The organism is Paracoccus sp. NBH48, assembly GCF_015390265.1.
In the GTDB taxonomy this organism is placed as follows: Bacteria; Pseudomonadota; Alphaproteobacteria; order Rhodobacterales; family Rhodobacteraceae; genus Paracoccus; species Paracoccus marcusii.
In genome coordinates, this window is the sequence record NZ_VUOJ01000004.1 from 684330 (window position 1) to 710625 (window position 26296).

Below are 26296 nucleotides of genomic sequence, written 5' to 3' on the forward strand. Positions count from 1 at the left end.
TAATAAATGGTGTGAAAAGGAAAACCCCGCCAGGGCTGCGCGTCGTGCAAAAGCTGCTGGTTTTTATCGCAAACATGGCGCCGTCGGCGACGATCCGCTGTGGCGGCACCGGGCGGATTGGCCTAGCGTGCGGCCATATCGACCTTGCGCCGTCACCAGGAGGAAGCAGCAATGTCCGTCAACACGACCTCGTTCCGGGATTCAGTGGACCGCATGTTCACCCATGCCGCAGGCCTGATGAGCCTTGCGCCGGGGCTGGAGGAGAAGATCCGGGTCTGCAATTCCACCTATACGGTGCGGTTCGGGGTGCGGCTGCGCGGCCAGATCCACACCTTTACCGGCTATCGGTCGGTCCATTCCGAACACATGGAGCCCGTGAAGGGCGGCATCCGCTATTCGCTGGACGTGAACCAAGACGAGGTCGAGGCGCTGGCAGCCCTGATGACCTACAAATGCGCGCTGGTCGAGGTGCCCTTCGGCGGGTCCAAGGGCGGTCTGTGCATCGACCCCCGCGCCTGGAACGAGGATGAGCTGGAGCGCATAACCCGCCGCTTCACCTACGAGCTGTCGCGCCGCAACCTGATCTCTCCGTCCCAGAACGTGCCCGCGCCTGACATGGGCACCGGAGAGCGCGAGATGGCGTGGATGGCCGACGCCTACAAGCGGCTGCATCCCGACGACATCAACGCCAAGGCCTGCGTCACCGGCAAGCCGCGCACCGCGGGCGGCATCGACGGGCGCGTCGAGGCGACGGGCCGCGGCGTGCAATACGCGCTGCGCGAGTTCTTCCGCCATGACGACGTGATGAAGCAGGCAGGGCTGACCGGCGTGCTGGCGGGCAAGCGCGTGATCGTGCAGGGCCTGGGCAATGTGGGCTATCACGCCGCCCAGTTCCTGTCGGTCGAGGACAAGTGCCTGATCACCGGCGTGATCGAGCGCGACGGCGCCATCACCAACCCGCAGGGCATCAACATCGACGCGCTGCGCGGCCATATCCGCGCGACCGGCGGCATCAAGGGCTTTGCCGGCGGCGACTATCACGAGAACGGCCTGGCCATGCTGGAGCAGGAGTGCGACATCCTGATCCCCGCCGCGGTGGAAAGCGTGATCCATGCCGACAACGCCGAACGCATCAGCTGCAAGCTGATCATCGAGGCGGCGAACGGTCCCGTGACCGCCGACGCGGACGCGATCCTGCGCCGCAAGGGGATCGTGATCATCCCCGACATGTACGCCAATGCCGGCGGCGTGACCGTGTCCTATTTCGAATGGGTCAAGAACCTGTCGCAGATCAGCCTGGGTCGTCTGGAGCGCCGCCACGAGGAGGCCCGCGCCCGCATGATCGTCGAGGAGCTGGAGCGTCTGTCGGCCGATACCGGCCTGAACTGGACCCTGTCCAAGGGCTTCAAGGAGGCGTTCCTGACCGGCGCGGACGAGCTGGAGCTGGTGCGGTCCGGCCTGGACGACACGATGCGCGAGAGCTTCAAGAAGATGAAGGAGGTCTGGATCAGCAATCCCAAGGTCCAGGACATGCGCACCGCGGCCTATGTGGTGGCGATCCGCCGGATTTCGAACGTCTACAACTCCCTGGGGCTTTGAGGAGGACTGCGCGTCAGGGGGGCGCTGCCCCCCGTCTTGCGGACTCCCCCCGGGGTATTTCCGACAAAGGAGAAATCAGGGGCGGGGGGCGGCGGCGCGGCGCAGGCGGTCGTTGATCGCCTGGCCCAGCCCGTGGTCCGGGATCGGCGCGACCGAGATCGGGCGGCCCAGGGCATCGGCACGGCGCAGCAGGTCGAACAGGCGCGCGGCGGCCTGGGTCAGGTCGCCCGTCTCAGACAGGCTGAACGGGCCGGGGACGCCGAAGGACAGATGCGTCTCTCCGGGGGCGGGGGCCGCGTTCAGGCGCAGCGCCGATTGCGGCGCGTAATGGCTGGACAGCTGTCCGGGCGCGTTTGGGGCCGAAGGGTCGGCGTGATGGGCGGCCAGGGGTTCGCCCAGGGCCGCGGCGATCGCCTCGGCCGGGATGCCGCCGGGACGCAGCAGCGTCGGGCGACCGTCCTGCCAGCCGATGATCGTCGATTCCACGCCGACCGGGCAGGCACCGCCATCCAGTACCGCGGCGATGCGCCCGTCGAGGCCCCCGTCCGGGTGCAGCACATGATCCGCGGTGGTCGGGCTGATCCGCCCCGAGGCATTCGCCGACGGTGCGGCCAGCGGCGCGCCGGATGCGCGCAGCAGCGCCTGCGCCACGGGATGGGCAGGAACGCGGATGCCGATCGTGTCCAGTCCCGCCGTGACCAGCCCCGCGATGCCCGCATCGGTGCGCAGCGGCACCACCAGCGTCAGCGCGCCCGGCCAGAAGGCCCGCGCCAGGGTCAGCGCCTGCGGCGGCAGGTCGGCGACGGCCTGCGCCGCGGCCAGGTCCGCCACATGCACAATCAGCGGGTTGAAGCTGGGCCGCCCCTTGGCCTGGTAGATGCCGGCCACCGCCGCCCCGTCGCGCGCGTCGGCGGCCAGACCATAGACCGTCTCGGTCGGAATCGCCACGCAGCGGCCCTGGGCCAGCAGGCGGGCGGCCTGGGCCAAGCCGGCAGGGTCGGGGATCAGTCGCAGGGTCTGCATTCGTGACGCGGGGTTTCGGTTGAGCCTGAAAGGACGGCGGCACAAGATGCCGCCAGCGCCCGTTGATAGACGCGCCGCGGCCCGATGCCAAGGCGCCAGGAGGAGAACCCGATGACCTACAAGGCCCCGACAGCCCAGATCGACTTCATCCTGACCCATGTCGTCCCCTTCGCCGACCTGGCCCTGACCGACCGCTTTGCCGAGGCCACGGCCGAGACCGCGACCGCCATCCTGTCCGAGGCCGGCAAGCTGGCCCAGAACGTTCTGGCGCCCCTGAACCGGGGCAGCGACCAGACCCCCGCGCGGCTGGAGAATGGCGTGGTGCGATCCTCGCCCGGCCTTGCCGACGGGTTCCGGGCGATTGCGGAGGGGGGCTGGGTCGGCGTGTCGGCCGATCCGGAATACGGCGGCATGGGCCTGCCGCAGGCCCTGAACATGGCCGTGGCCGAGATGATGTCGGGCGCCTGCCTGTCCTTGCAGCTGAACCCGCTGCTGACCCAGGGCCAGATCGAGGCGCTGGAGCATCATGCCAGCGACGATCTGAAGGCGCGCTATCTGCCCAAGCTGATCAGCGGCGAATGGTCGGGCACGATGAACCTGACCGAACCGGGCGCGGGCAGCGACGTGGGTGCGCTGACCACCCGGGCGGAACCGGCGGGCAACGGCACCTATCGGATCAGCGGGCAGAAGATCTACATCACCTGGGGCGACAGCGACGTCACGTCGAACGTCTGCCACCTGGTGCTGGCGCGTCTGCCGGGCGCGCCCAAGGGGACGCGCGGCATCAGCCTGTTCATGGTCCCCAAGCTGATCCCCGACGAGCAGGGCGACCCGGGCGTCGCCAACAGCCTCAAGGTGGTCAGCCTGGAGCACAAGCTGGGCATCCACGGCAGCCCGACCTGCGTCATGTCCTATGACGGCGCCACCGGCTGGCTGGTCGGCGAGGAGAACAAGGGCATGGCGGCAATGTTCACGATGATGAACGTGGCCCGCCTTGGCGTCGGCATGCAGGGCGTGGGCGTGGCCGAGGCCGCGCTGCAGAAGGCCGTGGCTTATGCAGCGGACCGCAACCAGATGGGGCCGATCATCGGTCATCCCGATGTGCGCCGGATGCTGGCCACCGCGCAGGCCGAGGTGTTCGCCGCCCGCGCCATCGGCCTGGCCTGCGCCACCGCCATCGACATGGACCGCGCCACGGGGGATGCCGATCAGGCCGCCCGCGCGGCCTTCCTGACGCCGATCGCCAAGGCCTATGGCACCGACGTGGGCATCCGCGTGGCCGACATGGGCGTGCAGGTGCATGGCGGCATGGGCTATGTCGAGGAGACGGGCGCCGCGCAGTATCTGCGCGACGTGCGCATCACCTCGATCTACGAGGGCACGAACGGCATCCAGGCGATGGATCTGGTCGGACGCAAGCTGTCGGACGGCGGCGAGGCCGCGATGCGCCTGCTGGACGAGGTGCTGGACGGGGCCAAGGCCGCGCAGTCCGCGCATCCCGAGCTGGCCCACCAGCTGTGGCAGGCCGCCGAGACCCTGCGCGAGGCAACCCAAGCCCTGCTGGAGCGTGACATGGCCGACCGTTTCGCGGGCGCGGTCGCCTATCTGACCGCCTTTGCGCGGGTGCTGGGCGGGCATTACCACCTGCGCGCGGCGCTGAAGGGCGGACCGGCGCATCTGGCGCTGGCACGGGTGTTCATGGCGCGCGTCCTGCCGCGGTTCACCGGCGATCTGGCCGAGGCGCAGGCGGGCCAGGGCGACCTGACCGCGCTGAGCGATGCCGCGCTGGCGGGCGACTTCGCGGCGTGATCCGCACGCCGCACGACAGCCCGCCCGCCGAGGGGCAGGCCATCACCGTCGCCCCGGGCGTCTTGTGGATGCGCCTGCCGCTGCCGATGAAGCTGGACCATGTCAACGTTTATGCGTTTGACGATCCCGACGGCTGGACGGTGGTCGATACCGGCTTCGACACGGCGCGCACGCGCGAGATCTGGCAGGTGCTGCTGGACGGGCCGCTGCAGGGGCGGCCGGTCGTGCGGGTGATCGGTACGCATCACCATCCCGACCATATCGGGCTGGCCGGCTGGTTCATGGAGCGGGGCGCCGACCTGTGGATCAGCCGCACCGCATGGCTGATGGCGCGGATGCTGGTCCTGGACGTGCAGGACCGTGCCAGCCAGCAGGCGCTGGCGTTCTGGCGGCGGGCCGGGATGGCGGCCGAGATGCTGGACCGGCGCGCCAGCGACCGGCCCTTCAACTTTGCCGACGTGGTCCACGCGCTGCCTTTGGGCTTCACCCGCCTGGTCGAGGGCGACACGGTGACCTTCGGCGGAAGGCGCTGGCGGGTGGCGATGGGGCATGGCCATGCGCCCTGCCACGCGACGCTGTGGTCGCAGGACTGCGATCTGGTCATCGGCGGCGACCAGCTGCTGCCGTCGATCTCTCCGAACCTGGGGGTCTATCCGACCGAGCCCGAGGCCGACCCGGTGGGCGAGTGGCTGGAGAGCTGCACCCGGCTGGCGGCGCTGGCGCGGCCCGACCAGCTGGTGCTTCCGGGACACAAGCTGCCCTTCACCGGGCTGCCCTTCCGGCTGGAACAGCTGATCCAGAACCACCGCGCCGGGCTGGACCGGCTGGCGCAGGCCCTGGCGGACGGACCGCGCACCGCGGTCGGGTGTTTCGACATCCTGTTCCGCCGCCGCATCGGCGAGGCCGAGTACGGCCTGGCCATGGTCGAGGCCGTGGCCCATGTGAACCACCTGCACCGCGCCGGGCGCATCCGGCCTGTGGGCGAAACGCAGGGTGCGGTGCTGTGGGGGGCGTGACAGCTGCGCCGCTTTCCGCTATCGCAGGATGAACGCAAACCGATGGGGCAGTGATGGCCGACTACGACAACAAACCCGAAGCGACCCAGGGAACGATGGACCTGACCGACCACAAGAAGACCTTCGCGGGCTTCATCCGCGGATCCACCTGGGTCATCGTCGGATCGCTGGCGGTCCTGGTCTTCATGGCCCTGACGAACGCCTGATCGGACGGGCGGGGACATGAAGCGACGCGTCTTCCTGGCGGCCACGCTGCCGGTCGTGCTGACCGCCTGCGGAGCCGACAACATCTGGGCCAGCGACGAAGCCGTGCGCGACGCGCGCTATGTGTCCGCCACGCCAACCTCGATCACGCTGTTCACGGTGATCGGCATCCCGCGCGGCGAGGGGGGCCATTCGGCGCTGATGTTCAACGGCAGCCAGCGCGTGATCTATGATCCCGCCGGCAGCTGGAGCCATCCGCGCATTCCCGAACGGCGCGACGTGCTTTACGGCATCACCGACAACTTCAAGAACTTCTACATCGATTACCACGCGCGCAAGACCTATTGGGTGGCCGAGGACACGATCCTGGTCCCGCGCGAGGTGGCCGACCTGGCGATCCGCCGGGCCGAGGCCAACGGTTCTGCCAACAAGAGCTTTTGCGCGATCGAATCGGGCAACGTCCTGTCCGGCGTGCCGGGGTTCGAGACGGTGCCGCGGGGGTTCTCTCCGCTGAAGCTGCGCGAATGGTTCCTGCGCCAGCCGGGCGTGGTGTCCAAGCGTCACTATGACGGCGACCCGGCCAACAACCACGACGTCCTGCTGCGCCAGAAGGACGGGACGATCGGCGGTTACAGAAGGTAAAGCAGGCCCGCCAGCGTGATGCCCCCGGCCAGGATGGCCAGCATCACGTTGCGGGTCAGCACGCCCACCGCCACGGTCGCGGCGGCGGCGGCCATGCGGGCCGGATCGGCGTTGCCGCCGGTCGCGGCGGGCCAGACGACCAGCGGCGCGACCAGCGCGGGCAGCACCGCCACCGGGGTATAGCGCAGCATCCGCAGCATCCAGTTCGGCAGGTCGCGGTCGCCCAACGCGCCCAGGAACGACCAGCGGATCAGGTAGGTGCCGACGCCCAGCACCGCGATGATGACCCAGATCTCAGTCGCGGACGCCTGCATCGCGCGCCTCCTTGCGTTCGGTGCGGATCTCGACCAGGGCGCCGGTGGCCATGCCCAAGGGCGCGGCGATCAGCAGGCCCAGCCCCGACGGCAGCCCCGCCAGCGCCAGCGCCGCGACGATCGCGACAAAGCAGGCGGCCAGATGCGCAGGCGTGCGCAGCATCGGCGCGATCATCGCCAGAAAGGTGATGGGCATCGCGAAATCCAGCGCGATCCCCTCGGGGATGGCCTGGCCCACGGTGGCGCCCGCCCAGGTGGCGATCATCCACGGCACGCACAGAACCAGCGCGGTGCCGCCGAAATAGGCCAGCCGCTGCGCGATGGTCAGGCGCGGATACTGTTCGTAATGCTGGATCGACAGCGCATAGCTTTGGTCGATCAGCGCATAGGCGACCCATGCCTTGTGGCCGGGTGTCGCGTCCCGCAGCCACGGCAGCAGGGACGCCGAATACATCGCCATGCGCAGGTTCACCGCCAGCCCGGACAGGATCACGATCAGCGCCGGCGCATTGTCGGTCAGCAGCTGCACCGCCGTGAACTGCGACGCGCCCGCCAGGACCAGCACCGAAAACCCCATTACCTGCGCCAGGTTCAGCCCGGCCTCGGTCGCGACCACCCCGAACAACACCGCAAAGGGCACGATCACCACCAGGAAAGGCAGCGACTGGACGATGCCGTGGCGGAACGCGGCGGCCGGCGTCCGGGCCAATACGCGGATTGCCGCCTGATCGGCGGCGGCTTGCCGGGTCGAGGGCCTGGGTTCGGGGGCGGGGGACATGGCGCTTTCGTATTCCTGCGTTTCGCGGCACCTTGCTTGCACGACACGCAAGGCAAGACAAGGCCAGCCGATGCAGATCCTGCACCCGATCCCCGACAGCCTGCTGCCCGCCGCGGCGGCGCTGTGGCGCGCGCATTTCGGGCGCGGACGCTGGCCTGCGCGGGTCCGCGCCGGGCATGGCGTGGTGGCGGTGGATGCATCCGGGGCGGTCTGCGGGGTGATGGGTCTGCGCGACGGTGCCGGCGGGTTCGCGCAGGGCGGCGCGGGGCTGTCAGGCTGGCTGTTCCGCGCGGCGCCGCCCACGGGCGATCTGGTCATCGACGGGCTTGCCGTCACTGACACCCGGCAGGGCACGGGGCGCGCGTTGATCGAGGCGGGGGCGCTGGTCGCCGCCCGCGACGGCCGCCCTGGCCTGCGGGCCGAGGTGCGCGCCCGCAACCGGGGCGCGCTGGCCTTCTACGACAGGGTGGGGTTTTCGGACCGGGGGCGGGGCCGCTATGGCCTGCCCTGGTGGGGGCAGGTCCATCTGCTGCACCTGAGCGTCTAGCCGAAGACGCCCGACACGCGGCCCAGCAGCATGAAGGCGCGCGACGACCGGCTGTCGGCCAGTACGGCGATCTGCAGGTCGTCCAGTTCCGGTACCAGGCGGGCCGTCAGCCCGTCGAAATGGCGCAGGAAGTGATGCGCGGTGTCGCGAAAGATCTCGTCCTCGCGCAGCATGGTGGCGGCGATCTCCAGCGCGGGCTGGTGGTGGATGCCGCCCAAGGCCGCGACGGCGCTGCCGCGTTCACCGGCGGCATAGCGGCGCCAGACGTCGGGTCGGGCGATCTCTGGCGGCAGGTCGTCCATGTAGACATCCTGGCCCGCCATCAGCGTCACGACATCCTGCGCGGCGCGCAGCACCTTGGAATGGGCCGGATCCTTCAGCGCATGACGCAGGGCGTCGATCGCGTCGACATCGTCGGGACCGTCGGGAAAGTTCAGCGCCCGGATCAGGGTCGTGGCGTCCACCGGGGCGCCCTGGGCCTCGAACCGCAGGGCGGCCTGGCGCTGATCGGCGGTCTGGCGGGGTTTGGGCAGCGGGGCGGCGGGGCGCGGCGCGGCGGCCGGCTGCGGTTCGGCGGGGGCGGCTGCGGCGCGGGGGGCGGGCGGCGGCAGGTCGTCCACCGGGGCTGCCTCGCCGCGCAGATGCGTCAGGCGGGCGCGCAGATCCTCGGCCTCGGCGCGCAGGATGGCCAGCTGGCGGGCCAGCGACACGCCCAGCCAGATCAGCGCCAGCGGCAGGACCGTCCCCATGATAGAGACGAGGCGCGCCACGCCCGACGGGCCGCCATCGGTACCCGCGGGCCCAAGCAGCCAGACCAGCGCGACCAGGAACAGCCAGACGCCGGTCAGGGTAAAGCCGACCGTGGTCAGGCGGTCGCGGTTGGCCAGGCTGGCGATGCGTGCAATCAGGGACATGGCGTCATCCGTACCGGATCTCGACAATTTCATAGCTGCGCTGGCCGCCGGGGGTGGTCACCTCGACGCTGTCGCCCTCGTCCTTGCCGATCAGCGCGCGCGCCAGCGGAGAGCGGATGTTCAGCAGCCCGCGCTCGATGTCGGCCTCGGCCTCGCCCACGATCTGATAGTTGCGCTCTTCCTCGGTGTCCTCGTCGATCAGCTTGACGCGGGCGCCGAACTTGATGCTGCCCGACAGTTTCGCGGGGTCGATGACCTCGGCGCGCGACAGCAGGCTCTCCAGCTCCTTGATGCGCCCCTCGACGAAGCCCTGCTTTTCGCGGGCGGCATGGTATTCGGCGTTCTCCGACAGGTCGCCATGTTCGCGCGCTTCGGCGATGGCGCGGATGATGGCGGGACGTTCCTTGGATTTCAGCTGCCCCAGTTCGCGTTCCAGCGCTGCCGCGCCGGTGGGGGTCATCGGTATCTTTTCCATCGCTGCCCTGGTCCTTGTTGGGATGCGTTTGTCCTGCGGGTGCCAAACCAACGCCCCTGCCATTGCGGAATGGCAGGGGCGCGGAAGCTGATCGGGGACATGGTCACCAAAATGACGCTTAATGCAAGCCTGCATGGCCCGAATCGCGCAATCGCACGCGGCCAACCGCCGCGTCACGATTGCCCCCGCCCGCCGGGGTCGCTATCTGTTTGGCAGCCAGATTGCCACGGAGGGGGCCCCAGCACATGACAGACCAGACCGAGATCGTTCGCGAATCGATGGAATACGACGTCGTGATCGTGGGCGCGGGGCCGGCGGGCCTGTCGGCCGCGATCCGGCTGAAGCAGATCGATGCCGAACTGTCCGTCGTGGTCCTGGAAAAGGGCTCGGAGGTGGGCGCCCACATCCTGTCGGGTGCCGTTCTGGACCCCTGCGGGCTGGACCGGCTGATCCCCGACTGGCGCGACAAGGGCGCCCCGGTCACCACCGAGGTGACCGACGACAACTTCTATGTCCTGGGCGAGGCGGGGCAGGTGCGCGTGCCGAACTGGCCGATGCCGCCGCTGATGTCGAACCACGGCAACTACATCGTCAGCATGGGCAATGTCTGCCGCTGGCTGGCCGAACAGGCCGAGGCCCTCGGGGTCGAGATCTTCCCCGGCATGGCCGCCAGCCAGGTGGTCTGGGACGGGGATCGCGTGAAGGGTGTCGTCGCCGGAGAGTTCGGCCGCGAACCCGACGGCAGCATCGGCGACGGATACGAGCCGGGGATGGAGCTGCACGGCAAGTACGTCTTCATCGCCGAAGGCGTGCGCGGCAGCTTGGCCAAGCAGATCGACGCGCGGCTGAACCTGTCGGCCCATGGCGATCCGCAGAAGTTCGGCCTGGGCATGAAGGAGATCTGGGAGGTTTCTCCCGACAAGTTCCACAAGGGTCGCGTCGTGCACACGATGGGCTGGCCCCTGGGCAAGAATGCCGGCGGCGGCAGCTTCATCTATCATCTTGAGAACAACCAGGTGCTGGTCGGCTTTGTCGTTCACCTGAACTATGCCAACCCGTACCTGTATCCCTACATGGAGTTCCAGCGCTTCAAGCACCATCCGATGGTCGCGGACCTCTTGGAGGGGGCCAAGCGCATCAGCTATGGCGCCCGTGCCATCACCGAGGGCGGCTGGCAGTCGCTGCCGCAGCTGTCCTTCGACGGCGGCGTGCTGCTGGGCTGTTCGGCGGGCATGGTCAACGTGCCGCGCATCAAGGGCAACCACAACGCGATGATCTCGGGGATCGAGGCCGCCGATGCCGCCGCCGCCGCGATCAAGGCGGGGCGCGAGGGCGACCGGCTGACCGATTACGACGGCGCGGTGCGCGGCGGTGCCATCGGTGCCGACCTGAAACGCGTGCGCAACGTCAAGCCGATCTGGTCGCGCCTTGGTCTGTCGGCCAGCCTGATGCTGGGTGCGGTGGACATGTGGACCGCCAACCTGACCGGCTGGAACCCCCTGGGCACCTGGAGCCACGGCAAGTCGGACGCCGCCGCCACCGGCAAGGCGCGCGATCACAAGCCGATCGACTATCCGCGCCCGGACGGCAAGCTGTCCTTCGACCGGCTGACCAACGTGGCGTTTTCCTTTACCAACCACGAGGAAAGCCAGCCCTGCCACCTGAAGCTGCGCGACCCTTCGGTGCCGATCGCGGTGAACCTGCCGGAATATGCCGAACCCGCGCAGCGCTATTGCCCCGCAGGCGTCTATGAGGTGGTCGAGGATGCGTCGGGCCCGCGCTTCGTCATCAACTTCCAGAACTGCGTCCACTGCAAGACCTGCGACATCAAGGATCCCAGCCAGAACATCGTCTGGACGACCCCGCAGGGCGGAGACGGGCCGAACTATCCCAACATGTGACCGTGCTCCGACAAGGCAGGTCGAGGCGGGTTCCTTGTCCCGACCTGCAGGTGGCTTGCCGTCTTGCGCCCCGTGCCGGGGCGGTATGGCCCGTCTAGCCGCTGCGGCAGGTTCCGGCCCTTGGATCAGGGGCGCCCCTCAGGTCGCTGTCACAGGCGATCTTTCGGGCACGGGACCGGGTCTGCGCATCCTCGCAGGTCTGAACCATCTTTTGCAGGATGGCGCATATCTGGGGGTCAATGATCGTCATGACATGCTCCTCTTGGCCAGAAATGCACGCAGAGCGTGTATTGAACCATACGGTTCGGTCATTTGGCCAGACCAAACTCACCCGATCGGCGGATTGTCGTAGGCGCGGGCGCCGCGATCGCTGTCCCGGCAGATGGCTGTACAAATAGCCAAGTGCGCAAAATGGACAAACGGGGGTACACACATCGTGTAGTTGTTCGAGGTATCGAGTATGCAAGGTGTTCCGACGGAAACGACGTTTCGGCTGTCCATGTCCGACAAGGACTGGGAGATCATCGACACGGCGCTGACGGCTTATTCCCACAATGCGGTCTATCGCGACCTGCGCGACAAGCTGGACATGCAGGTCGCCATGGTCCGCGCGCTGGACGGTGCGACGCGCAGCGCCAAGGTCGCCGGCCACCGCGACGCGCGCGACGACAGGGCGCGGACCCCGGCCGGGCCGCGTCAGGATCGCCGCTCGACCGCATAGGCCGGCGGCGTCGCGATCAATCCAGGCGGGGCCGTCTGCGATGCAGGGCAGGCGGCGTCGGTGCCTGGACGGTGTCCGACCTGGGTACGCTTTGCCTTCGAAATCACTTGATGGAAGGTGGCATTCGGTATCCAACTCTGCGGATCAAAGCATCGCGCAGGAGGTGGCAAGTTATGCCCCGTATGACGCTGACGGGAATGCCGGGGCACCACCCGGTCGTTCTCAGTTTCGAGGCCGACACCCGGTTCACCATCGAGAACGGACCCGAGGGGGCGACTATCCTCGGCCTGCATCGGCAGGGGTCCCAGCAGATCGTCCATGTCCGCGAGACGCGCGATCAGATCATCGCGGCCCGCGCGGCAGCGCTGTCGAACGCGCCGTCCCGGTAGCGCGCAGGGCGTCAGGCCGGATCGCCGGTCATCTGGTGCAGGGCATCGATGATCTGGTCCGTGTGATAGGGCTTTGGAAAGAACCGCGCACCGGGCGGCAGGTCGGCGTCCCTGACGCCCAGGATCCCCGACGCGACGATGATGCGGATGTCGGGCCAGGTGGCGCTGACATGGGCCGCAAGCTTCAGGCCGTTCATCGATCCGGGCATCTCGACATCGGTGAACAGGATGGCGATGTCGGAGGTGCCGTTCAGCGTGGCCAGCGCGGCGTCGGCCGACTTGGCCTCGTAGGTCCGAAAGCCCGCGTCGTGCATCATGTCGACGGCTTCCATCCGGATCAGGATCTCGTCCTCGACGACAAGGACGGCGTTGCGGGGCTGGGACATGATGGTTCTTCCGGGGATGGGGTGGCGGACGCTCAGTCCTGCTGCGTCAGGCCGGTCAGCGGTGATGTCAGTTCGAAACGCAAACCGCCGGGGTCATAGTCCAGTTCCGCGATCCCGTCGAAGTATCCCGCCAGGGCCTGTTCGATCATCCGGCTGCCAAAGCCCTGGCGGCGGGGCGGGGTGACGGTCGGCCCGCCATGTTCCTGCCAGGACAGGCGAAATCCGACAGGCTCCGCCTCGTCGTCGCGGTCCCACCGGATCTGGACATGGCCCGTCTCGGCGGACAGGGCGCCGTATTTCATCGCATTGGTGGCCAGTTCATGCAGCGCCATGGTCAGGGCCAGCGCCTGCTTGGACCCCAGGGCCAGGTCCGGCCCCGCGACCCGGAAGCGGTCCGCGCTCATGCGGTGGGGGCCCAGGGCCGCCTCGACCACCTCGGTGATGGCGGTTTCTGTCCAGGTCGCCTTGACCAAGCGGTCATGGGCCTGCGCCATGATGCCGATGCGCGACTGGATGGACATGCGGGCCTGGTCCAGCGTCTCGGCCTGGCGCAGGGTCTGCGAGACGATGGAATGCACCATCGCCATCGAGTTCTTGACCCGGTGGTTCATCTCTCCCAGCATCAGCTGAAGCTGTTCCTCGACCACCTTGATGCGGTTGATGTCCGTGCAGCTGCCGTACCAGCGGGTGATCCGGCCCGTCGCGTCGCGGACAGGCTTGGCGCGACCAAGACCCACCGGTATTCGCCGGACCGGTGCCGCAGGCGATACTCGATCTCGTAGGGCTGGCCGGTCTCCAGGCTTTGACGCCAGCGCGCCCATGTGCGGTCCTGATCGTCGGGATGGAACATCCCGGCCCAGGCCTCGCCGTCGGTCGAGCCTTCGGGCACGCCGGTGAATTCGTACCAACGGTGGTTGTAATAGTCGTGAAAGCCGTCCGGGCGGGTCGACCAGATCATCTGGTCGACGGAATCGGCGATGGCGTGGAACTTGGCCTCGCTGTCGTGCAGCTGCGCCTCGCGGGTCTGCAGCTCGTGCATGCGATCGCGCGCCTCGTACTGCCGCGCGCGGGCCTTGAGGGCAGAGCGGACCGCGCGCACCAGCTCCTCCGCATGCAGCGGCCGCGACAGCACCACCCCGTTCTGCAGCGCGTCGATGCGGGCCTTGGCCCGGTCCGATCGATGCCGCGACGTCCCGTTCGCCAGAACGATGAAGGGAACGTCCGACCAGGACGGCTGATCGGCCAGGGCCTGCTGCAGCAACCCCTCATCCGCGGCGACCAGGGCCTCCTCGGTGACCAGGGCCACGCCGATGGTCACACCGACCAGCCCCGCCAGCGCGGGCAGGTCCCGTGCCTGGACCGAGGCGATGCCGACCTTGTCCAGCAGCGCCGCCGCCACGGCGGCGTCGCGGCCCCGCGGCGCCAGGATCGCCACCGCCAGGGCCAGGTCGTCGCGCGCGGCCGACCGGTCGGTCACCGTCCCCGGTCCCTTTGCGGATCGGTCGCCATCAGGTCGTTTTCGGTGCCCACCAGCACCGGGGTCCCGGACAGGATGCCCGAAAAGCCCCGGATCGGTGCGCCGATAACGATGCCGCCCCCGTCGATCCGCAATTCGCGGATGGTGCGTTCGTGGTCCGACGTGCGCGTCTTGATCACCGCGATCGACTTCCGCACCTCTCCGTCGGCCTCGAAAAAGCGCAGCATCATCATCGTGTCGGCCAGATAGCTGATGTCCAGGTCCGACCGCAGATCGCCCGTCACCCCGTGCTGACCCAGGATCATCAGCGATACCACGCCCTGCTGGGCCAGATAGCTGAGCAGTTCGTGCATCTGCAGCACCAGGAAATTATCGCTTGGCATCGCGTGCAGATAGGCGTTCAGGCTGTCGATCACGACCAAGCCGACATCGTCCTGCTCGACCGCGCTGCGGACGGCGCTGGCGAACTCTCCGGGGGACAGTTCGGCCGGGTCGATCTGGCGGATCGTCAGCAGGCCGGCGTCGATGAACGGCTGCAGGTCCATGTCCAGCGCCCTGGATCGGGTCATAAGCGTGGCCAGCCGTTCGTCGAACAGGAAATAGGCCGCCTTCTGGCCACGCTGCAGGGCCGAGATCATGCAGCGCACGGCGGTCGTCGTCTTGCCCACCCCGGCAGGCCCCGCCAGCAGAGTGTTGGTTCCGGGAAACAGGCCGTCGCCCAGCAGCGCATCCAGACCGGCAAGCCCCGTGGTCACCGGTTCGGCCGAAAAGCGGCGGTGGTGATCGGCCGCGATCAGGCGCGGATAGACGCGGATGCCGCCGCGTTCGATGGTAAAGTCGTGATAGCCGCCGTGATATTTCAGGCCGCGCATCTTGACGACCCTCAGCCTGCGGCGCTCCGAGCCGAAATCGTTGGCCAGCTGCTCCAGCGAGATGACGCCATGCGCGATCGAGTGCAGCTGCAGGTCGCCGGGTTCGGCCGTGCGGTCGTCCAGCATCAGCACGGTGCAGTTCCGGCGCGCGAAGAAATGCTTCAACGCCAGGATCTGGCGGCGATAGCGCAGCGGGTTCTGCGCCAGCAGGCGCAGTTCCGACAGGCTGTCCAGCACCACGCGCACCGGGTCGGTCCGGTCCACCAGATCGAAGATGCCGCGCACCGTCTCTCCCAGCTCCACCTCGCTGGGATGCAGAAGCGACTGTTCGTGGTCGATACCGAATTCGTCCTCGGCGATCATCTCGAAGACGTCGATGCCGTCCAGCGTCAGGTCATGCGACCGCGCGACGGCCCGCAGCTCTGTCTCGGTCTCGGACAGGGTGATGTAGAGGCCGCGGTCACCCGCCTGGCGTCCCTCCATCAGGAACTTCAGCGCCAGCGTGGTCTTGCCCGATCCGGGCGTGCCCTCGACAAGATACAGCCGCGATGGCGTCAGCCCGCCCAGCAGCACGGCATCCAGGCCGGGGGTTCCGGTGCGAAAGCGCGCGTCGATGTCCGCGCCTGCTGTTTCCTGGCTCATCTGCTGTCCCCATGCCTTGGATGGTATCGGCCCGCGCGTGCCCCGGACACAAGGCGGATCCCTGTCCCGACAGGGTGCCGGTCGTCAAGCGCCAAAGGCGCAGTCTGATCATCACGCCTAATCCGTCGCCGCGGACAGCTCCACCTGATAAAGGATGGTCCTGGCACGGGACCGGTGCCTGGACCGGGCTCAATGCTTTTCCGGACCATGCCGGCAACTGGCGCGCGATTTTTTGGGAACCCGGTTTACCGAAGGGCGTTGCCCTTAACGGTCACATGCGCGCAAGACGCCGACCGGCCCTGATCCGAAAGCGAGGAAGCCATCATGATCACCCTGACCGTGAACGGGACGGAACACAGTTTCGATGGCGATCCCGAAATGCCGCTGCTGTGGTACCTGCGCGACGAGTTGGGACTGACCGGCACCAAGTTCGGCTGCGGCATCGCCCAATGTGGCGCCTGCACGATCCATCTGGACGGCTACCCGACCTTTGCCTGTATCACCCCCATCTCGATCGCGGATGGGTCGGACGTCCGCACGATCGAAGGTCTGGCCGAGAACGGCGACCACCCCGTGCAGGTCGCCTGGCGTGACCTGAACGTGTCGCAATGCGGTTATTGCCAGGCGGGGCAGATCATGCAGGCCGCGGCGCTGGTGGATTCCACCCCCGACCTGACCGACGAGGACATCGACACGGTGATGAGCGCGAACCTGTGCCGCTGCGGCACCTATCCGCGCATCCGTGCCGCCATCAAGCAGGGCCGCCGAAGCGAGGACCGAATGATGTCGAACCGCGTCCCCCGAATCCCTCCGCATCGCCAATGTCAGCCGCCGGTCCCTGCTGCTGGGAATGGGGGCCGGCAGCCTGGTTCTTGCCATCGGACTGCCCCGCCCGGGCCGCGCGCAGGACGCGCCGGTTCAGTTCGGCGCTGACGCGATGCCCAACGGCTGGCGTGACGATCCGAACGTCTTCGTCTCGATCGCCGAGGACGGTATCGTCACCGTGACCGTCCACCGTTCCGAGATGGGGCAGGGTGTGCGCACCTCGATCGCGATGGTCGTTGCCGACGAGCTGGAGGCCGACTGGGACATGGTCCGCGTGACCCAGGCCCCCGGCAACGAGCCGCGCTATGGCAACCAGGACACCGACGGTTCGCGCAGCCTGCGCCATTTCTTCGGCCCGATGCGCCGTGCCGGGGCCTCGGCCCGGACCATGCTGGAGCAGGCGGCCGCCGAGGCTTGGGACGTGCCCCTGTCCCGAAGTGCGCGCCGCGGGGCATGTCGTACGTCATGCCGGATCGGACCGCACGATGGGCTTTGGTGAACTGGCCGCCACCGCCGCCGCCCTGCCGGTTCCCCGACCGCGAGGCCTGCGCCTGAAGGACCCCGCGACGTTCCGTTACGTCGGCAAGGCCGATATCGGGCTGGTCGACAATGACGACATCACCCGCGGCACCACGACCTATGGGATCGACGTGCGCCGCGAAGGGATGCTGTATGCCGTCATCGCCCCGCCCGCCGGTCCTTTGGCGGCAGCGTGGCCAGCCTGGACGACAGCGCCGCCCTGCAGGTGCCCGGGGTCGAGCGGATCGTGCGGCTGGACCCGCCCGCCATCCCCCGCGGAATTCCAGCCGCTTGGCGGTGTCCGCGGTCATTGCCCGCAACACCTGGGCCGCCATCAGGGGCGCGAAGCGCTGGTCATCGAATGGGAGGATGGGCCGCATGCCGCCTATTCCTCGGACGATTTCAGGGCAGAGCTTGAAGGGCGGCGGTGCAGACCGGCGACGGCAAGCCTGATCCTGAACCGGGGCGACGTCGACGCGGCCCTGGCCGAGGCAGAGACCCGCGTGGTCGCCGAATACTATATTCCCCACCTGGCGGCAGGCCCCGATGGAGCCGCCCGCCGCCGTGGCCGATGTGCGCGGACGGGTCCTGCGAGGTCTGGGCCTGCGTGCAGGCACCGCCAGGTCACCCGCCTGCGCCTGGCACAGCGGATGGAACTGCCCGAAGAGGACGTGACCGTCAACGTCACCCTGCTGGGCGGTGGTTTCGGCCGCAAGTCCAAGGCCCGACTTCGTGCTGGAGGCCGCGATCCTCAAGCCGCGAGATGGGCGCCCCGGTCAAAGCTGACCTGGACGCGCGAGGACGATCTGCACCACAGCTATTACCACAGCCGTCTCGGTCGAGCGGCTGGAGGCGGGGCTGGACGCACAGGGCAAGGCCGTGGCCTGGCTGCACCGCACCGCCGCCCCCACGATCGGGTCGATCTTTGCCCCCGACCCCAAAGGAGAAGCTGCCGTTCGAGCTGGGCATGGGGCTTGACCAACATGCCCCTGGACATCCCAACGTCCGTGCCGAGAAACCCGCAGCCCCGGCCCATGTGCGCATGCGGCTGGTACCGGTCGGTCTCCAACATCCCCGCACGCCTTCGCGATCCAGTCCTTCATCGCAGAACTGGCGGCGGCGGCGGGCCGCGATCCGCTGGAATACCTGCTGGAGACGATCGGCCCCCGCCCGCCTCATCGACCCGAGCGAAATAGGCGATGTCTGGAACTATGGCGAGGACCCTGCGCGCTATCCCATCGACACCGGACGCTTGCGGGCGGTCACGAAACCGTGGCCGAGGCGATCGGATGGGGTCGCCAAGATGCCCGCCGGCAGCGGTTTTGGGCATCGCCCGCGCATTACAGCTTTGTCAGCCATGTCGCCGTGGCGGCCGAGGTGAGGTCGTGGACGGCGCGGTGCGCATTCCGCGCGTCGAGATCGCCATCGACTGCGGCGCGCATGTCAATCCCGACCGCATCCGCTCTCAGATGGAGGGGGCGTCATCATGGGCGCGGGGCAGGCCCTGACGGCCGAGATCACCTTCCAGGACGGGCGCGCGCAGCAGGACAACTTTGACACCTATCTGATCCCCCGCATGGGAGACCGCGCCGCGGGAGATCAACGTGCATCTCGTGTCCTCGGGCGGCTATGACAGCCCTTTGGGGGGCGTCGGGGAACCGGGCCTGCCCGCCCGTCGCCCCGGCCATCGTCAACGCGATCTTTGCCGCGACGGGCACCGCATCCGCCCGCCCTGCCGGTGGCCGATCAACTTCGCAGCTAAGGACATGTCCATGACCCTGAAACAGATGCTTCTGGCCGGCGGCCCTTGCTGTCCTGGCCGGTCCCGGCGCTGGCGATTGCGCCGACCGGATCACTTCCTCGAAGAGGCGCTGGACGATGCGTCGCGGCTGGCCATCTCGGCCTCGACGGGCGGGCAGGGGGGTCGCGGGCGCCCTCGAGGCCCAAGCCGTAACCGAGGAGACGGCGGAGGAACCCGTCCCCTATCAGGACGACGCCGCCGCGGCGGTCGAGGAGGCCGAGGAGGCCGGGGACGGTGGCGAGGAGCTGATCGAGGCGCGTGCCCGCTGGGCGAAGCCCGCACCCTGGCCCAGGATGGGGACGAGGACGCCTGCACCCGGCAGATCAAGGAGATCCTTGTCCGGCCTGATCGACGGGTTGACCCGGCAGGCGCGGCCTAGTCCGAATGGAACACCTCGGTCAGGCCCGCCCACCATTCACCAGGGGCCGCGTGTCCAGCGGGCGCTGCATCGGGCACACAGCGCCCACCAGTTCGCGCGTCACCGGATCGGCGGCAATGGCCGCATCATCGGCCGCGAAATCGGTGCGCGATATTCCCAATAGCTGAACAGCAGGTTTTCTGGCTGGCGCAGGAAGATCGAATAGTTGGTGATATGCGACCGCGACAGCGGTCCAGCACCGCGGGCCAGACATCGGCATGCAGGCGGGGTGTATTCGTCGATCCGGTCCGGGTCGATCCCGATGACATGGGCCATGCGTTTCATGGGCGCTGTTCCTTCGCGTCAAGGTCATAGAAGCGGATGGCTGTCTGCCCAAAGACCTGCGCGCGATCGCATCGGACAGGGCCGCGCACAGGGTCTGCGCGACCTGCAGCCAGTCGGCATAGGTGCCCCGCAAGCTCCGCACGGCCAGTCGCTGCCCCACATCAGCCGTTCGGGCCGAATGCCCGCAGGACATGGTCGAAGACCGGGCGCAGGGTGTCTGCGGACCAGCCCGGGCCCGAATTCGTTGGCCAGCCCCGACAAGCTTGCAGGACACCTGCGGATGGGCGGCCAGGGCGTCGATGCCCCCGGCGCCAGTCCCGGTCCGGGGTCCGTGCCGTCAAAGACGGGCTTGGCGCAGTGATCGATCAACGATGGGCAGGGACGGCACCCGCCTGGCCAATTCCTCGACGACCGGCAGATGGCGGGGGGTGATCAGCGCGTCCAGCCGCAGCCCGGCCCCTGCGACGTGCCGCAGGGAGTCGATCACGCCGTCCTGCAGGATCCACCGGGTGTCGTCGATATCCTGCAGCATCAGGGCGGATGCCGCGCAGCGCAGGGTGGGCGATGCGCGACAGCTGGGCGGCCACGTCGCCGGTCAGGTCGATCCACCCGACGACGCCGCGGATCATCGGCGACCGGTCGGCCAGCCCCAGCAGGAACTGCGTCTCGTCCAGCGTGGGGGCGGCCTGTACCAGCACCGTGCCGGTGACACCCGGACGCCCGCGCCAAGGGTTCCAGGTCCGCAGGCAGGATGTCCCCGCCGGATGGGCGCGACCTGATCGGTCATCCAACCGTAATCGCCCCGGGCGATCCGCCAGAAATGCTGATGGGCGTCGATGATCACGGGAATGTCCTTGCCGGGTTGTGTCTCTAATCATAATAAACCGTATGGAGGCGGTCGTGGCGTGTCAACGCCCGACCCGGGAGGACAGGAGGCGGCATGAAGACCATCAGGATCGGCCGGACGGGGGTGGAGATCACCCGCATCGCGTTCGGCTGTGCCAGCATCGGCAACCTGTATCGCGAGGTCGCGGAGGAGGACGCGCAGCAGGTTCTGCAGGCGGCATGGGATGCGGGGATCCGCTATTTCGACACGGCGCCCCATTACGGGCGCGGCCTGTCCCGAACAGCGGTTGGGGCGGTTCCTGACGGGCAGGACGGGGGCCGTTCTGTCGACCAAGGTCGGGCGCGTCCTGACCCCTGCCGCCGCGCCGATCCCCGAGGCCGACAGCTATGTCCGCCCCGCGCAGAACGACGTGCATTACGACTATTCCGGTGACGGGATCGAGGAAAGTCTGGAGCAGAGCCTGGACCGGCTTGGCGTTGCGCGGGTCGACATCGTCTATGTCCACGATCTGGGCACCTATACCCATGGCACCGACAACGACCGGCATCTGCAGGGGTTTCTGGGGTCCGGGTATGAACGGCTGGTCCGGCTGAAGGAGGCCGGCCGCATCGGCGCATTCGGTCTTGGCGTCAACGAAACCGAGATCTGCCTGCAGGTGATGGATCACGGGCCGCTGGACGTGATCCTGCTGGCGGGGCGGCTGACCCTGCTGGACCGTTCGGCCGAGGACGCTTTGGTGCCGCGCTGTCGCGTGGCCGGGACCAGTCTGGTGCTGGGCGGGAATCTTCAACTCCGGCATCCTGGCGACCGGGCCCGTGGCCGGCGCGACCTATGATTACGGCCCCGCCCCGCAGCAGGTGCTGGACCGTGTGGCTGCCCTGCAGGATCAGGCCGCCGCGCAGGGGATGCCGCTTGCGACCGCGGCGTTGCATTTCGCGCGCGACCATCCCGCGGCGGCGGCGGTGCTGCTGGGCACGGCCAACTCCGGCGACCTTGCGCCGCAACCTGGAGGCCCTGCGCTAGCCCAGGTCGTGATGGCGCAGGGATGACAGCAGCGTCGATTTCGACGTGCGCAGGTGCTGGCGCGCGGCATCCAGCGCGCGGCCGGCGTCGCGGGCCTCCAGCGCGTCGATGATCGCCAGGTGCTCCTGGATCGCGGCGCCGTTGCGCTGCTTTTCCTGCGTCTTGTCCCACATGTAGTGATAATGGAAGATCAGCGAGATGACCTTCTGGAACTCGGCCACGAAGCGGTTGCGGACGACGGCGTTGATGGCCTCGTGGAACGCCTCGTCCAGCTTGGAGAACTCGTGGAAATGCGTGTCGATCTGGTCCGCCAGGGCCAGGTGCTGGACGCGCAGCGTGGCCAGCCGTGGCCAGACGGGGTGATCGACCGGTGCCTCGACCAGCTTGGCGATCGCGTCCAGTTCCAGGACCAGTCGAAAGTCCGACAGCTCGACCGCGAATTCCTTGGTGAAGCCGCGCAGCATCCAGCCGCCCTTGGGCCTGCGCGCGACCAGGCCGAACGGCTGAGCCCGGCCAGGAACTCGTTCAGCTGATGCTGGGTGACGCCGAAGGTCCGCGCCAGCTCGGGCCACCGACAGCGGCGTTTCGGCGGGCACGTCGAAGCGCAGGATCCAGTCCAGGAACCGCTGCTCCAGCGCCTGCAGGCCGTCAGCGGCGCGGATCACGGCGATCCGGTCGTCCTGGTCCGGCATGCGCAGCACCCGCTTGGCCCTCCCGTCCAGCGCGATCACCCCCAGCTCCGCCAGCCCGCGCCAAGCAGCGGCGGACGACGGTGCGGCTGACCCCGGCGATCTCGCTCAGCGCGGCCTCGGCGGGCAGGTCGGCCCCCGGGGTCAGGGTCGCGCAGTGGTCCAGAAGGCGGTTGTACGCCTCGCGATAGCGGGTGTCGCTGCGGGCCATGGTCGGAGTTTCCTTGGGTCAGGCGGTTCTTGTCCTAAATTATTAAAAACAATTGACAGGTGCAAGGTGCCTGCACATGCTTTGCCGACATCAGGACGAAATCGGTCGGGAGGAACGATGACGGACGCAAGCAAGCCCTGGGCCGACGGCAAGGCGCGTCGGCTGACGATCGCCCGCGACCAGCTGCACCGCGCATCGGCCCTGCTGACGCTGGTGCCTGCTGATCATCGGCTTTGCGATGGCCAGCCCGGCGTTCCTGTCGTCAACAACGGGCTGACGGTACTGTTGCAGACATCGGTCATCGGGCTGCTGGGGATCGGCCTGACCATGGTCATCATCACCGGCGGGATCGACCTGTCGGTCGGCTCGGTGCTGGCGCTGTCGGGCGTGGTATCGGCGATGGCGGTCAAGGCCGGCCTGCCGGTAGTGCCCGCGATGTGCGCAGGCGTCCTGGCCGGGGCCGCCTGCGGGGCGTTCAACGGCCTTGTCATCACCCGGCTGCGGATCCCGCCCTTCGTGGCGACGCTTGGCATGATGCTGATCGCGCGCGGCGTGGCGCTGCAGCTGACCGGGGCCACGCCGATCTCGCAGCTGGGCGCGGGCTTCGGGCGGCTTGGCAACGGCGCGCTGTTCCGCGTGGTCGAGATGCAGCCGAACGGCTTTCCCGCGCGTGATCTTTCCGGGCATCCCCTATCCGGCCATCCTGCTGCTGGTCGTGGCGGTGGTCGCGACCTATCTGCTGCGCCGCCGCCAGATCGGGCGCCACATCTATGCGACCGGGTCGAACGAGGAGGCCGCGCGCCTGTCCGGCGTGAATGTCGACTGGACCAAGATGTACGCCTACACGATGTCGGGCGCGTTGGCGGGGCTGGCGGGCAACGTGCTGATGTCGCGCCTGGTCACCGCCCAGCCAAGCGAGGGGGTGATGTACGAACTGGATGCCATCGCGGCGGCGGTGATCGGCGGCGCGTCCCTGTCGGGGGGCGTGGGCACCGTCGCGGGCACGATGATCGGTGCGTTCATTATCGGCATTCTGCGAAACGGTCTGAACATGTCGGGCGTGTCCGCCTTCATCCAGCAGATCGTCATCGGCTTCGTGGTCATCGGCGCGGTCTGGATCGATCAGGTCCGCAACCGCCGCTAGGCCCGTATCATCATCATCGGAGGAGGAACCAAGATGACACTGCTGAAGACATGCCTGGCCGTATCCGCCCTTGCCCTGACCGCCGCCGGCGCCCAGGCCGGAGAGATCGCGGTCATCGTCAAGACGACCAACTCGAACTTCTGGCAGAACGTGAACCTGGGCGCCCAGGCCGCGATCGAGGGCCAGTCCGAGCATACGCTTGAGCTTTGACGGTCCGGCCGCGGAAAGCGCGGTGGCCGACCAGGTCAGCCTGGTCGAGAACGCCATCAACCGCGGCGTGGCCGGGCTGGTCCTGGCCCCGTCCGACCCCGAGGCGCTGATCCCCGTGGTGCAGCGCGCCTATGAATCCGGCATCCCGGTCGTGATCATCGACAGCGCCCTGGGCGAGGGCGTAGAAGGCGCGTTCCAGGCCTTCCTGGTCGACCGACAACTGCGCGCCGGAGAGCAGGTGGCCAAGCGTATGATCGACGAGGCCGGCACAACCGGCAAGGTGGGGATCATGTCCTATGTCGCGGGCGTCGGGTCCGAGATCGGGCGCGTCGGCTGCTTCACCACCTACCTGCAGGAGAATTCCGACCTGGAGATCGTGGGTCCGCTCTATTCGCAAAGCCAGATGGCCAACGCGCTGAACCAGACCACCGACATGCTGGCGTCGAACCCGGACCTGGTCCGGCATCTTCGGGGCGAACGAACCCACGGCCGTCGGCATGGGGCGCGCGATCGAGCAGGCGGGCAAGGCGGGCCAGCTGACCGCCCTGGGCTTTGACGGCAACGAGGACCTGCAGCAGTTCGTGCGCGACGGCGTGCTGACGGCGACGGCGGTGCAGGGATCGTTCGCCATGGGCGAGATGGGCGTGCAGACCGTGATGGACATCCTGGCCGGAGAGACGGTCGAGCCGTTCATCAACACCGGCGTGGTGATGGTCGACAAGGCCAACATCGAGTCCGACGAGGCCAGGAACGTCCTCTACTGATGCTGCCGGGGACCGCCTGCGCGGTCCCCGATCACCGACACGTTGCAAGGGGCATGCCCATGTCAGACCAGCCGCTGGTCCAGATGATCGACATCGAAAAGCATTTCGGCGGCGTCCGGGCCGTCGATCATGTCTCGGTCAGCCTCTATCCGGGCGAGGTGGTGGGCCTTCTGGGGCATAACGGCGCGGGCAAGTCCTGCCTGATGCGCATCCTGTCGGGCGCCATGACCCCCAGCAGCGGAGAGATCCGCGTGAACGGCACTGCGGTCCGCTTTGCCGAACCCAACGATGCCCGCGCCAAGGGGATCGAGACGATCTATCAGACGCTGGCCCTGGCCGATCATCTGGACGCGCCCAGCAACCTGTTCCTGGGGCGGGAGCTGAAGACCCGGTTCGGCAACCTGGACGACGCGGCCATGCTGCGCGCCGCGCGCGAGGTGCTGGCCCGGCTGAACCCCAACTTCCGCAACCTGCGCGACCCCGTGTCCAGCCTGTCGGGCGGCCAGCGCCAGGTGATCGCGATCGCGCGTGCGATCTATTTCCGACACCCGCGTGCTGATCATGGACGAACCCACCGCAGCCCTGGGCCCGTCCGAGACGGCGATGGTGGCCGACCTGATCCGCAAGCTGCAGGCCGACGGGATCGGGATATTCCTGGTCAGCCACGACATCCATGACGTGTTCGACCTGTGCGACCGGGTCGTGGTGATGAACAAGGGCCGCGTCGTGGGCGCCCATGCCATCGGCGATGTCAGCAAGGACGACGTCCTCAGCCTGATCGTCAAGGGAGAGCTGCCGTCCGACTGGTCCGCCCGCAGGCCGGAGCCGGTGCAATGAAGGACGCATCCGCCACCCACGATGGCATGCGGCGTCTGCGTCGAACCCGGCCGGTTCCGCATCGAGACGCGCCCCCTGCCGACCCATGCTCCCGAGGGCTGGGTGCTTGTCGACATCGCCGCCATCGGCATCTGCGGCACGGATTACCACATCTTCGAGGGCAAGCATCCCTATCTGGATTATCCCCGCGTGATCGGGCACGAGCTGTCCGGGCATGTGGCCAGCGGACCGGATGCCGGGCGCCTGGTCGTGGTGAACCCATACCTGTCCTGCGGGGCCTGCCGTGCCTGCCTGCGCGGCAAGCCCAACTGCTGCGCCGCGATCGCGGTGCTGGGCGTGCATCGCGACGGCGGCATGTGCGCGCGGATCGCGGTTCCGGCGGGCAACCTGTACCCCGCCGACGGGCTGAGCGTGCATCAGGCCGCGATGGTCGAGTTCCTGGCCATCGGCGCCCATGCCGTCGCCCGTTCGGGCGTGGGGCAGGGCGATCTGGCGCTGGTGACGGGGGCGGGGCCGATCGGGCTTGGCACCGCGCTGTTCGCGCGGCTGGCCGGGGCCCAGGTGCATCTGATGGATCTCAGCGACCGGCGGCTGGCGCTGGCGCAGCGCCTGTGCGGGTTCGACCTGCTGCATCGTCCGGGCGACGACATCCTGACCGGCGAGTTGGCGCAGGGCTTCGACGTCGTCTTCGACGCGACCGGCAGCGCGCCGGCCATCGAGGCGGGTTTTCCCCTTGTGGCCCATGGCGGCAGCACGGTGCTGGTCAGCGTGGTCAAGGGCGACATCCGCTTTTCGGATGCCGAGTTCCACAAGCGCGAGGCCCGCATCATCGGCAGCCGCAACGCGCAGGCCCCCGATTTCGACCGGGTCATCGCGGCCATTCGCGACGGGCTGATCCCCACCGATGCGCTGCTGTCCGAGGTCGTGCCGCTGGCCGATCTGCCCGACCGCTTCGCCGCGCTGGTCGATGACCGCGACGACATCGTCAAGATCCTGGTGACCCCGTGACGCAAG

The 26296-nt window shown here is 68.3% G+C and carries 34 protein-coding genes and 4 pseudogenes; 24 read left to right on the forward strand and 14 right to left on the reverse strand.

Features of this window, described 5'->3' with window-relative positions; translation table 11 throughout:
• The first annotated feature begins 171 nt into the window (after positions 1-171).
• Positions 172-1599, forward strand: a complete 1428-nt coding sequence (locus F1642_RS10250; RefSeq protein WP_046000768.1) for a Glu/Leu/Phe/Val dehydrogenase — start codon at positions 172-174, stop codon at positions 1597-1599.
• 75 nt (positions 1600-1674) lie between these two features.
• On the opposite strand, the gene F1642_RS10255 is transcribed toward F1642_RS10250, so the two are convergent.
• A complete protein-coding gene (locus F1642_RS10255; protein ID WP_194886170.1) occupies positions 1675-2622 on the reverse strand; it encodes an L-threonylcarbamoyladenylate synthase in 948 nt (315 codons plus the stop codon).
• A 111-nt stretch (positions 2623-2733) separates the two neighbouring features.
• On the opposite strand from F1642_RS10255, the gene F1642_RS10260 reads away from it, so the two are divergent.
• Genes F1642_RS10260 through F1642_RS10275 form a run of 4 tightly spaced genes read left to right on the forward strand, consistent with a single transcriptional unit; the run spans position 2734 to position 6293 of the window.
• Positions 2734-4431, forward strand: a complete 1698-nt coding sequence (locus F1642_RS10260; RefSeq protein ID WP_194886171.1) for an acyl-CoA dehydrogenase — start codon at positions 2734-2736, stop codon at positions 4429-4431.
• The gene (locus F1642_RS10265) at positions 4428-5447 is read left to right on the forward strand and encodes an MBL fold metallo-hydrolase (protein ID WP_370582855.1); all 1020 of its coding nucleotides are present in this window, start codon (positions 4428-4430) and stop codon (positions 5445-5447) included. The genes F1642_RS10260 and F1642_RS10265 overlap by 4 nt, the downstream gene beginning before the upstream one ends.
• A gap of 53 nt (positions 5448-5500) precedes the next feature.
• On the forward strand, positions 5501-5653 hold the full coding sequence (locus tag F1642_RS10270) for an aa3-type cytochrome c oxidase subunit IV (RefSeq protein ID WP_064503561.1): 153 nt from the start codon (positions 5501-5503) through the stop codon (positions 5651-5653).
• A 16-nt stretch (positions 5654-5669) separates the two neighbouring features.
• A complete protein-coding gene (locus F1642_RS10275; RefSeq protein WP_194886172.1) occupies positions 5670-6293 on the forward strand; it encodes a hypothetical protein in 624 nt (207 codons plus the stop codon).
• Here F1642_RS10275 and F1642_RS10280 read toward each other — a convergent pair.
• The gene (locus F1642_RS10280) at positions 6281-6607 is read right to left on the reverse strand and encodes an AzlD domain-containing protein (protein WP_045983097.1); all 327 of its coding nucleotides are present in this window, start codon (positions 6605-6607) and stop codon (positions 6281-6283) included. The genes F1642_RS10275 and F1642_RS10280 overlap by 13 nt on opposite strands.
• Complete coding sequence (locus F1642_RS10285) at positions 6588-7385, reverse strand: AzlC family ABC transporter permease (RefSeq protein WP_194886173.1); 798 nt, start codon at positions 7383-7385, stop codon at positions 6588-6590. Before F1642_RS10285 ends, F1642_RS10280 begins: the two co-directional genes overlap by 20 nt.
• A gap of 70 nt (positions 7386-7455) precedes the next feature.
• On the opposite strand from F1642_RS10285, the gene F1642_RS10290 reads away from it, so the two are divergent.
• The gene (locus tag F1642_RS10290; protein WP_052714859.1) at positions 7456-7932 is read left to right on the forward strand and encodes an N-acetyltransferase; all 477 of its coding nucleotides are present in this window, start codon (positions 7456-7458) and stop codon (positions 7930-7932) included.
• Here F1642_RS10290 and F1642_RS10295 read toward each other — a convergent pair.
• The gene (locus F1642_RS10295; RefSeq protein WP_255522355.1) at positions 7929-8846 is read right to left on the reverse strand and encodes a hypothetical protein; all 918 of its coding nucleotides are present in this window, start codon (positions 8844-8846) and stop codon (positions 7929-7931) included. The two genes, F1642_RS10290 and F1642_RS10295, sit on opposite strands and share 4 nt — an antisense overlap.
• A 4-nt stretch (positions 8847-8850) precedes the next feature.
• The gene (gene greA / locus F1642_RS10300) at positions 8851-9321 is read right to left on the reverse strand and encodes a transcription elongation factor GreA (RefSeq protein WP_046000775.1); all 471 of its coding nucleotides are present in this window, start codon (positions 9319-9321) and stop codon (positions 8851-8853) included.
• 245 nt (positions 9322-9566) lie between these two features.
• On the opposite strand from greA, the gene F1642_RS10305 reads away from it, so the two are divergent.
• From F1642_RS10305 to F1642_RS10315, 3 genes are all read left to right on the forward strand, one after another.
• A complete protein-coding gene (locus F1642_RS10305; RefSeq protein WP_046000776.1) occupies positions 9567-11222 on the forward strand; it encodes an electron transfer flavoprotein-ubiquinone oxidoreductase in 1656 nt (551 codons plus the stop codon).
• A 499-nt stretch (positions 11223-11721) separates the two neighbouring features.
• On the forward strand, positions 11722-11943 hold the full coding sequence (locus tag F1642_RS10310) for a hypothetical protein (RefSeq protein WP_127897766.1): 222 nt from the start codon (positions 11722-11724) through the stop codon (positions 11941-11943).
• A gap of 173 nt (positions 11944-12116) precedes the next feature.
• Complete coding sequence (locus F1642_RS10315; protein ID WP_127897767.1) at positions 12117-12332, forward strand: hypothetical protein; 216 nt, start codon at positions 12117-12119, stop codon at positions 12330-12332.
• Positions 12333-12343: 11 nt separating this feature from the next.
• Here the strand turns inward: F1642_RS10315 and F1642_RS10320 are convergent, their stop codons facing one another.
• The 4 genes from F1642_RS10320 to F1642_RS10330 are packed head-to-tail and all read right to left on the reverse strand — an operon-like array spanning position 12344 to position 15709.
• Entirely contained in the window at positions 12344-12718 is a 375-nt protein-coding gene (locus F1642_RS10320; protein WP_194886175.1) for a response regulator, read from the reverse strand.
• Positions 12719-12750: 32 nt separating this feature from the next.
• The gene (locus F1642_RS15820; RefSeq protein WP_370582856.1) at positions 12751-13365 is read right to left on the reverse strand and encodes a sensor histidine kinase; all 615 of its coding nucleotides are present in this window, start codon (positions 13363-13365) and stop codon (positions 12751-12753) included.
• Entirely contained in the window at positions 13341-14195 is an 855-nt protein-coding gene (locus tag F1642_RS16535; protein ID WP_370582857.1) for a PAS domain-containing protein, read from the reverse strand. The genes F1642_RS15820 and F1642_RS16535 overlap by 25 nt, the downstream gene beginning before the upstream one ends.
• The gene (locus F1642_RS10330) at positions 14192-15709 is read right to left on the reverse strand and encodes an ATPase domain-containing protein (protein WP_194886176.1); all 1518 of its coding nucleotides are present in this window, start codon (positions 15707-15709) and stop codon (positions 14192-14194) included. The genes F1642_RS16535 and F1642_RS10330 overlap by 4 nt, the downstream gene beginning before the upstream one ends.
• Positions 15710-16033: 324 nt before the next feature.
• On the opposite strand from F1642_RS10330, the pseudogene F1642_RS10335 reads away from it, so the two are divergent.
• The 5 genes and pseudogenes from F1642_RS10335 to F1642_RS15035 all read left to right on the forward strand — a co-directional run.
• A pseudogene (locus F1642_RS10335) lies at positions 16034-16468 on the forward strand ((2Fe-2S)-binding protein); the annotation flags it as partial.
• Between the two features lie 178 nt (positions 16469-16646).
• Entirely contained in the window at positions 16647-17033 is a 387-nt protein-coding gene (locus tag F1642_RS15020) for a molybdopterin cofactor-binding domain-containing protein (protein ID WP_206692713.1), read from the forward strand.
• Entirely contained in the window at positions 17020-18249 is a 1230-nt protein-coding gene (locus F1642_RS15025; protein ID WP_206692714.1) for a molybdopterin-dependent oxidoreductase, read from the forward strand. The genes F1642_RS15020 and F1642_RS15025 overlap by 14 nt, the downstream gene beginning before the upstream one ends.
• Before the next feature lie 189 nt (positions 18250-18438).
• Positions 18439-18561, forward strand: coding sequence for a molybdopterin-dependent oxidoreductase (locus F1642_RS15030; protein ID WP_206692715.1), 123 nt, complete (start codon positions 18439-18441; stop codon positions 18559-18561).
• Positions 18540-18686: a hypothetical protein gene (locus F1642_RS15035; protein WP_206692716.1), complete on the forward strand. Its 147-nt coding sequence runs from the start codon at positions 18540-18542 to the stop codon at positions 18684-18686. Before F1642_RS15030 ends, F1642_RS15035 begins: the two co-directional genes overlap by 22 nt.
• 646 nt (positions 18687-19332) lie before the next feature.
• On the opposite strand, the gene F1642_RS10345 is transcribed toward F1642_RS15035, so the two are convergent.
• Together F1642_RS10345 and F1642_RS10350 are read right to left on the reverse strand one after the other, a co-directional pair.
• Positions 19333-19557: an L-rhamnose mutarotase gene (locus F1642_RS10345; RefSeq protein WP_206692717.1), complete on the reverse strand. Its 225-nt coding sequence runs from the start codon at positions 19555-19557 to the stop codon at positions 19333-19335.
• 337 nt (positions 19558-19894) lie between these two features.
• A complete protein-coding gene (locus tag F1642_RS10350; protein ID WP_194886177.1) occupies positions 19895-20089 on the reverse strand; it encodes a hypothetical protein in 195 nt (64 codons plus the stop codon).
• Positions 20090-20497: 408 nt separating this feature from the next.
• Here F1642_RS10350 and F1642_RS15830 point away from each other — a divergent pair.
• The 3 genes and pseudogenes from F1642_RS15830 to F1642_RS15840 form a co-directional block, all read left to right on the forward strand.
• A pseudogene (locus F1642_RS15830) lies at positions 20498-20617 on the forward strand (aldo/keto reductase); the annotation flags it as partial.
• A gap of 10 nt (positions 20618-20627) precedes the next feature.
• On the forward strand, positions 20628-21239 hold the full coding sequence (locus F1642_RS15835) for an aldo/keto reductase (RefSeq protein ID WP_255522356.1): 612 nt from the start codon (positions 20628-20630) through the stop codon (positions 21237-21239).
• Positions 21220-21453 (forward strand): hypothetical protein, encoded by a 234-nt coding sequence (locus F1642_RS15840; RefSeq protein ID WP_255522357.1) that lies wholly within the window; start codon positions 21220-21222, stop codon positions 21451-21453. The genes F1642_RS15835 and F1642_RS15840 overlap by 20 nt, the downstream gene beginning before the upstream one ends.
• Here the strand turns inward: F1642_RS15840 and F1642_RS10360 are convergent.
• The 3 genes from F1642_RS10360 to F1642_RS15845 all read right to left on the reverse strand — a co-directional run bounded on the left by F1642_RS10360 (position 21424) and on the right by F1642_RS15845 (position 22737).
• Positions 21424-22119, reverse strand: coding sequence for a GntR family transcriptional regulator (locus F1642_RS10360; RefSeq protein ID WP_206692718.1), 696 nt, complete (start codon positions 22117-22119; stop codon positions 21424-21426). The two genes, F1642_RS15840 and F1642_RS10360, sit on opposite strands and share 30 nt — an antisense overlap.
• Positions 22076-22327, reverse strand: a complete 252-nt coding sequence (locus F1642_RS15040; RefSeq protein ID WP_206692719.1) for a GntR family transcriptional regulator — start codon at positions 22325-22327, stop codon at positions 22076-22078. The genes F1642_RS10360 and F1642_RS15040 overlap by 44 nt, the downstream gene beginning before the upstream one ends.
• Before the next feature lie 224 nt (positions 22328-22551).
• Positions 22552-22737 (reverse strand): hypothetical protein, encoded by a 186-nt coding sequence (locus F1642_RS15845; RefSeq protein WP_255522358.1) that lies wholly within the window; start codon positions 22735-22737, stop codon positions 22552-22554.
• On the opposite strand from F1642_RS15845, the pseudogene F1642_RS16540 reads away from it, so the two are divergent.
• The 7 genes and pseudogenes from F1642_RS16540 to F1642_RS10380 form a co-directional block, all read left to right on the forward strand.
• Positions 22655-22837, forward strand: a pseudogene (locus F1642_RS16540) (ABC transporter permease); the annotation flags it as partial. The gene F1642_RS15845 and the pseudogene F1642_RS16540 overlap by 83 nt on opposite strands.
• 160 nt (positions 22838-22997) lie before the next feature.
• On the forward strand, positions 22998-23471 hold the full coding sequence (locus F1642_RS15110; RefSeq protein WP_219729286.1) for an ABC transporter permease: 474 nt from the start codon (positions 22998-23000) through the stop codon (positions 23469-23471).
• 33 nt (positions 23472-23504) lie between these two features.
• Complete coding sequence (locus F1642_RS15115) at positions 23505-23681, forward strand: hypothetical protein (protein WP_219729287.1); 177 nt, start codon at positions 23505-23507, stop codon at positions 23679-23681.
• Positions 23671-24237 carry a substrate-binding domain-containing protein gene (locus tag F1642_RS15120; protein ID WP_255522360.1) on the forward strand — a complete coding sequence of 189 codons (567 nt, stop codon included), beginning with the start codon at positions 23671-23673 and terminating at the stop codon, positions 24235-24237. Before F1642_RS15115 ends, F1642_RS15120 begins: the two co-directional genes overlap by 11 nt.
• Entirely contained in the window at positions 24179-24445 is a 267-nt protein-coding gene (locus F1642_RS15125; RefSeq protein WP_219729289.1) for a substrate-binding domain-containing protein, read from the forward strand. The genes F1642_RS15120 and F1642_RS15125 overlap by 59 nt, the downstream gene beginning before the upstream one ends.
• Before the next feature lie 53 nt (positions 24446-24498).
• Positions 24499-25282: pseudogene (locus F1642_RS10375) on the forward strand (ATP-binding cassette domain-containing protein).
• Positions 25283-25303: 21 nt separating this feature from the next.
• A complete protein-coding gene (locus F1642_RS10380; protein ID WP_194886178.1) occupies positions 25304-26290 on the forward strand; it encodes a zinc-binding alcohol dehydrogenase family protein in 987 nt (328 codons plus the stop codon).
• The last annotated feature ends 6 nt before the right edge of the window (positions 26291-26296 follow it).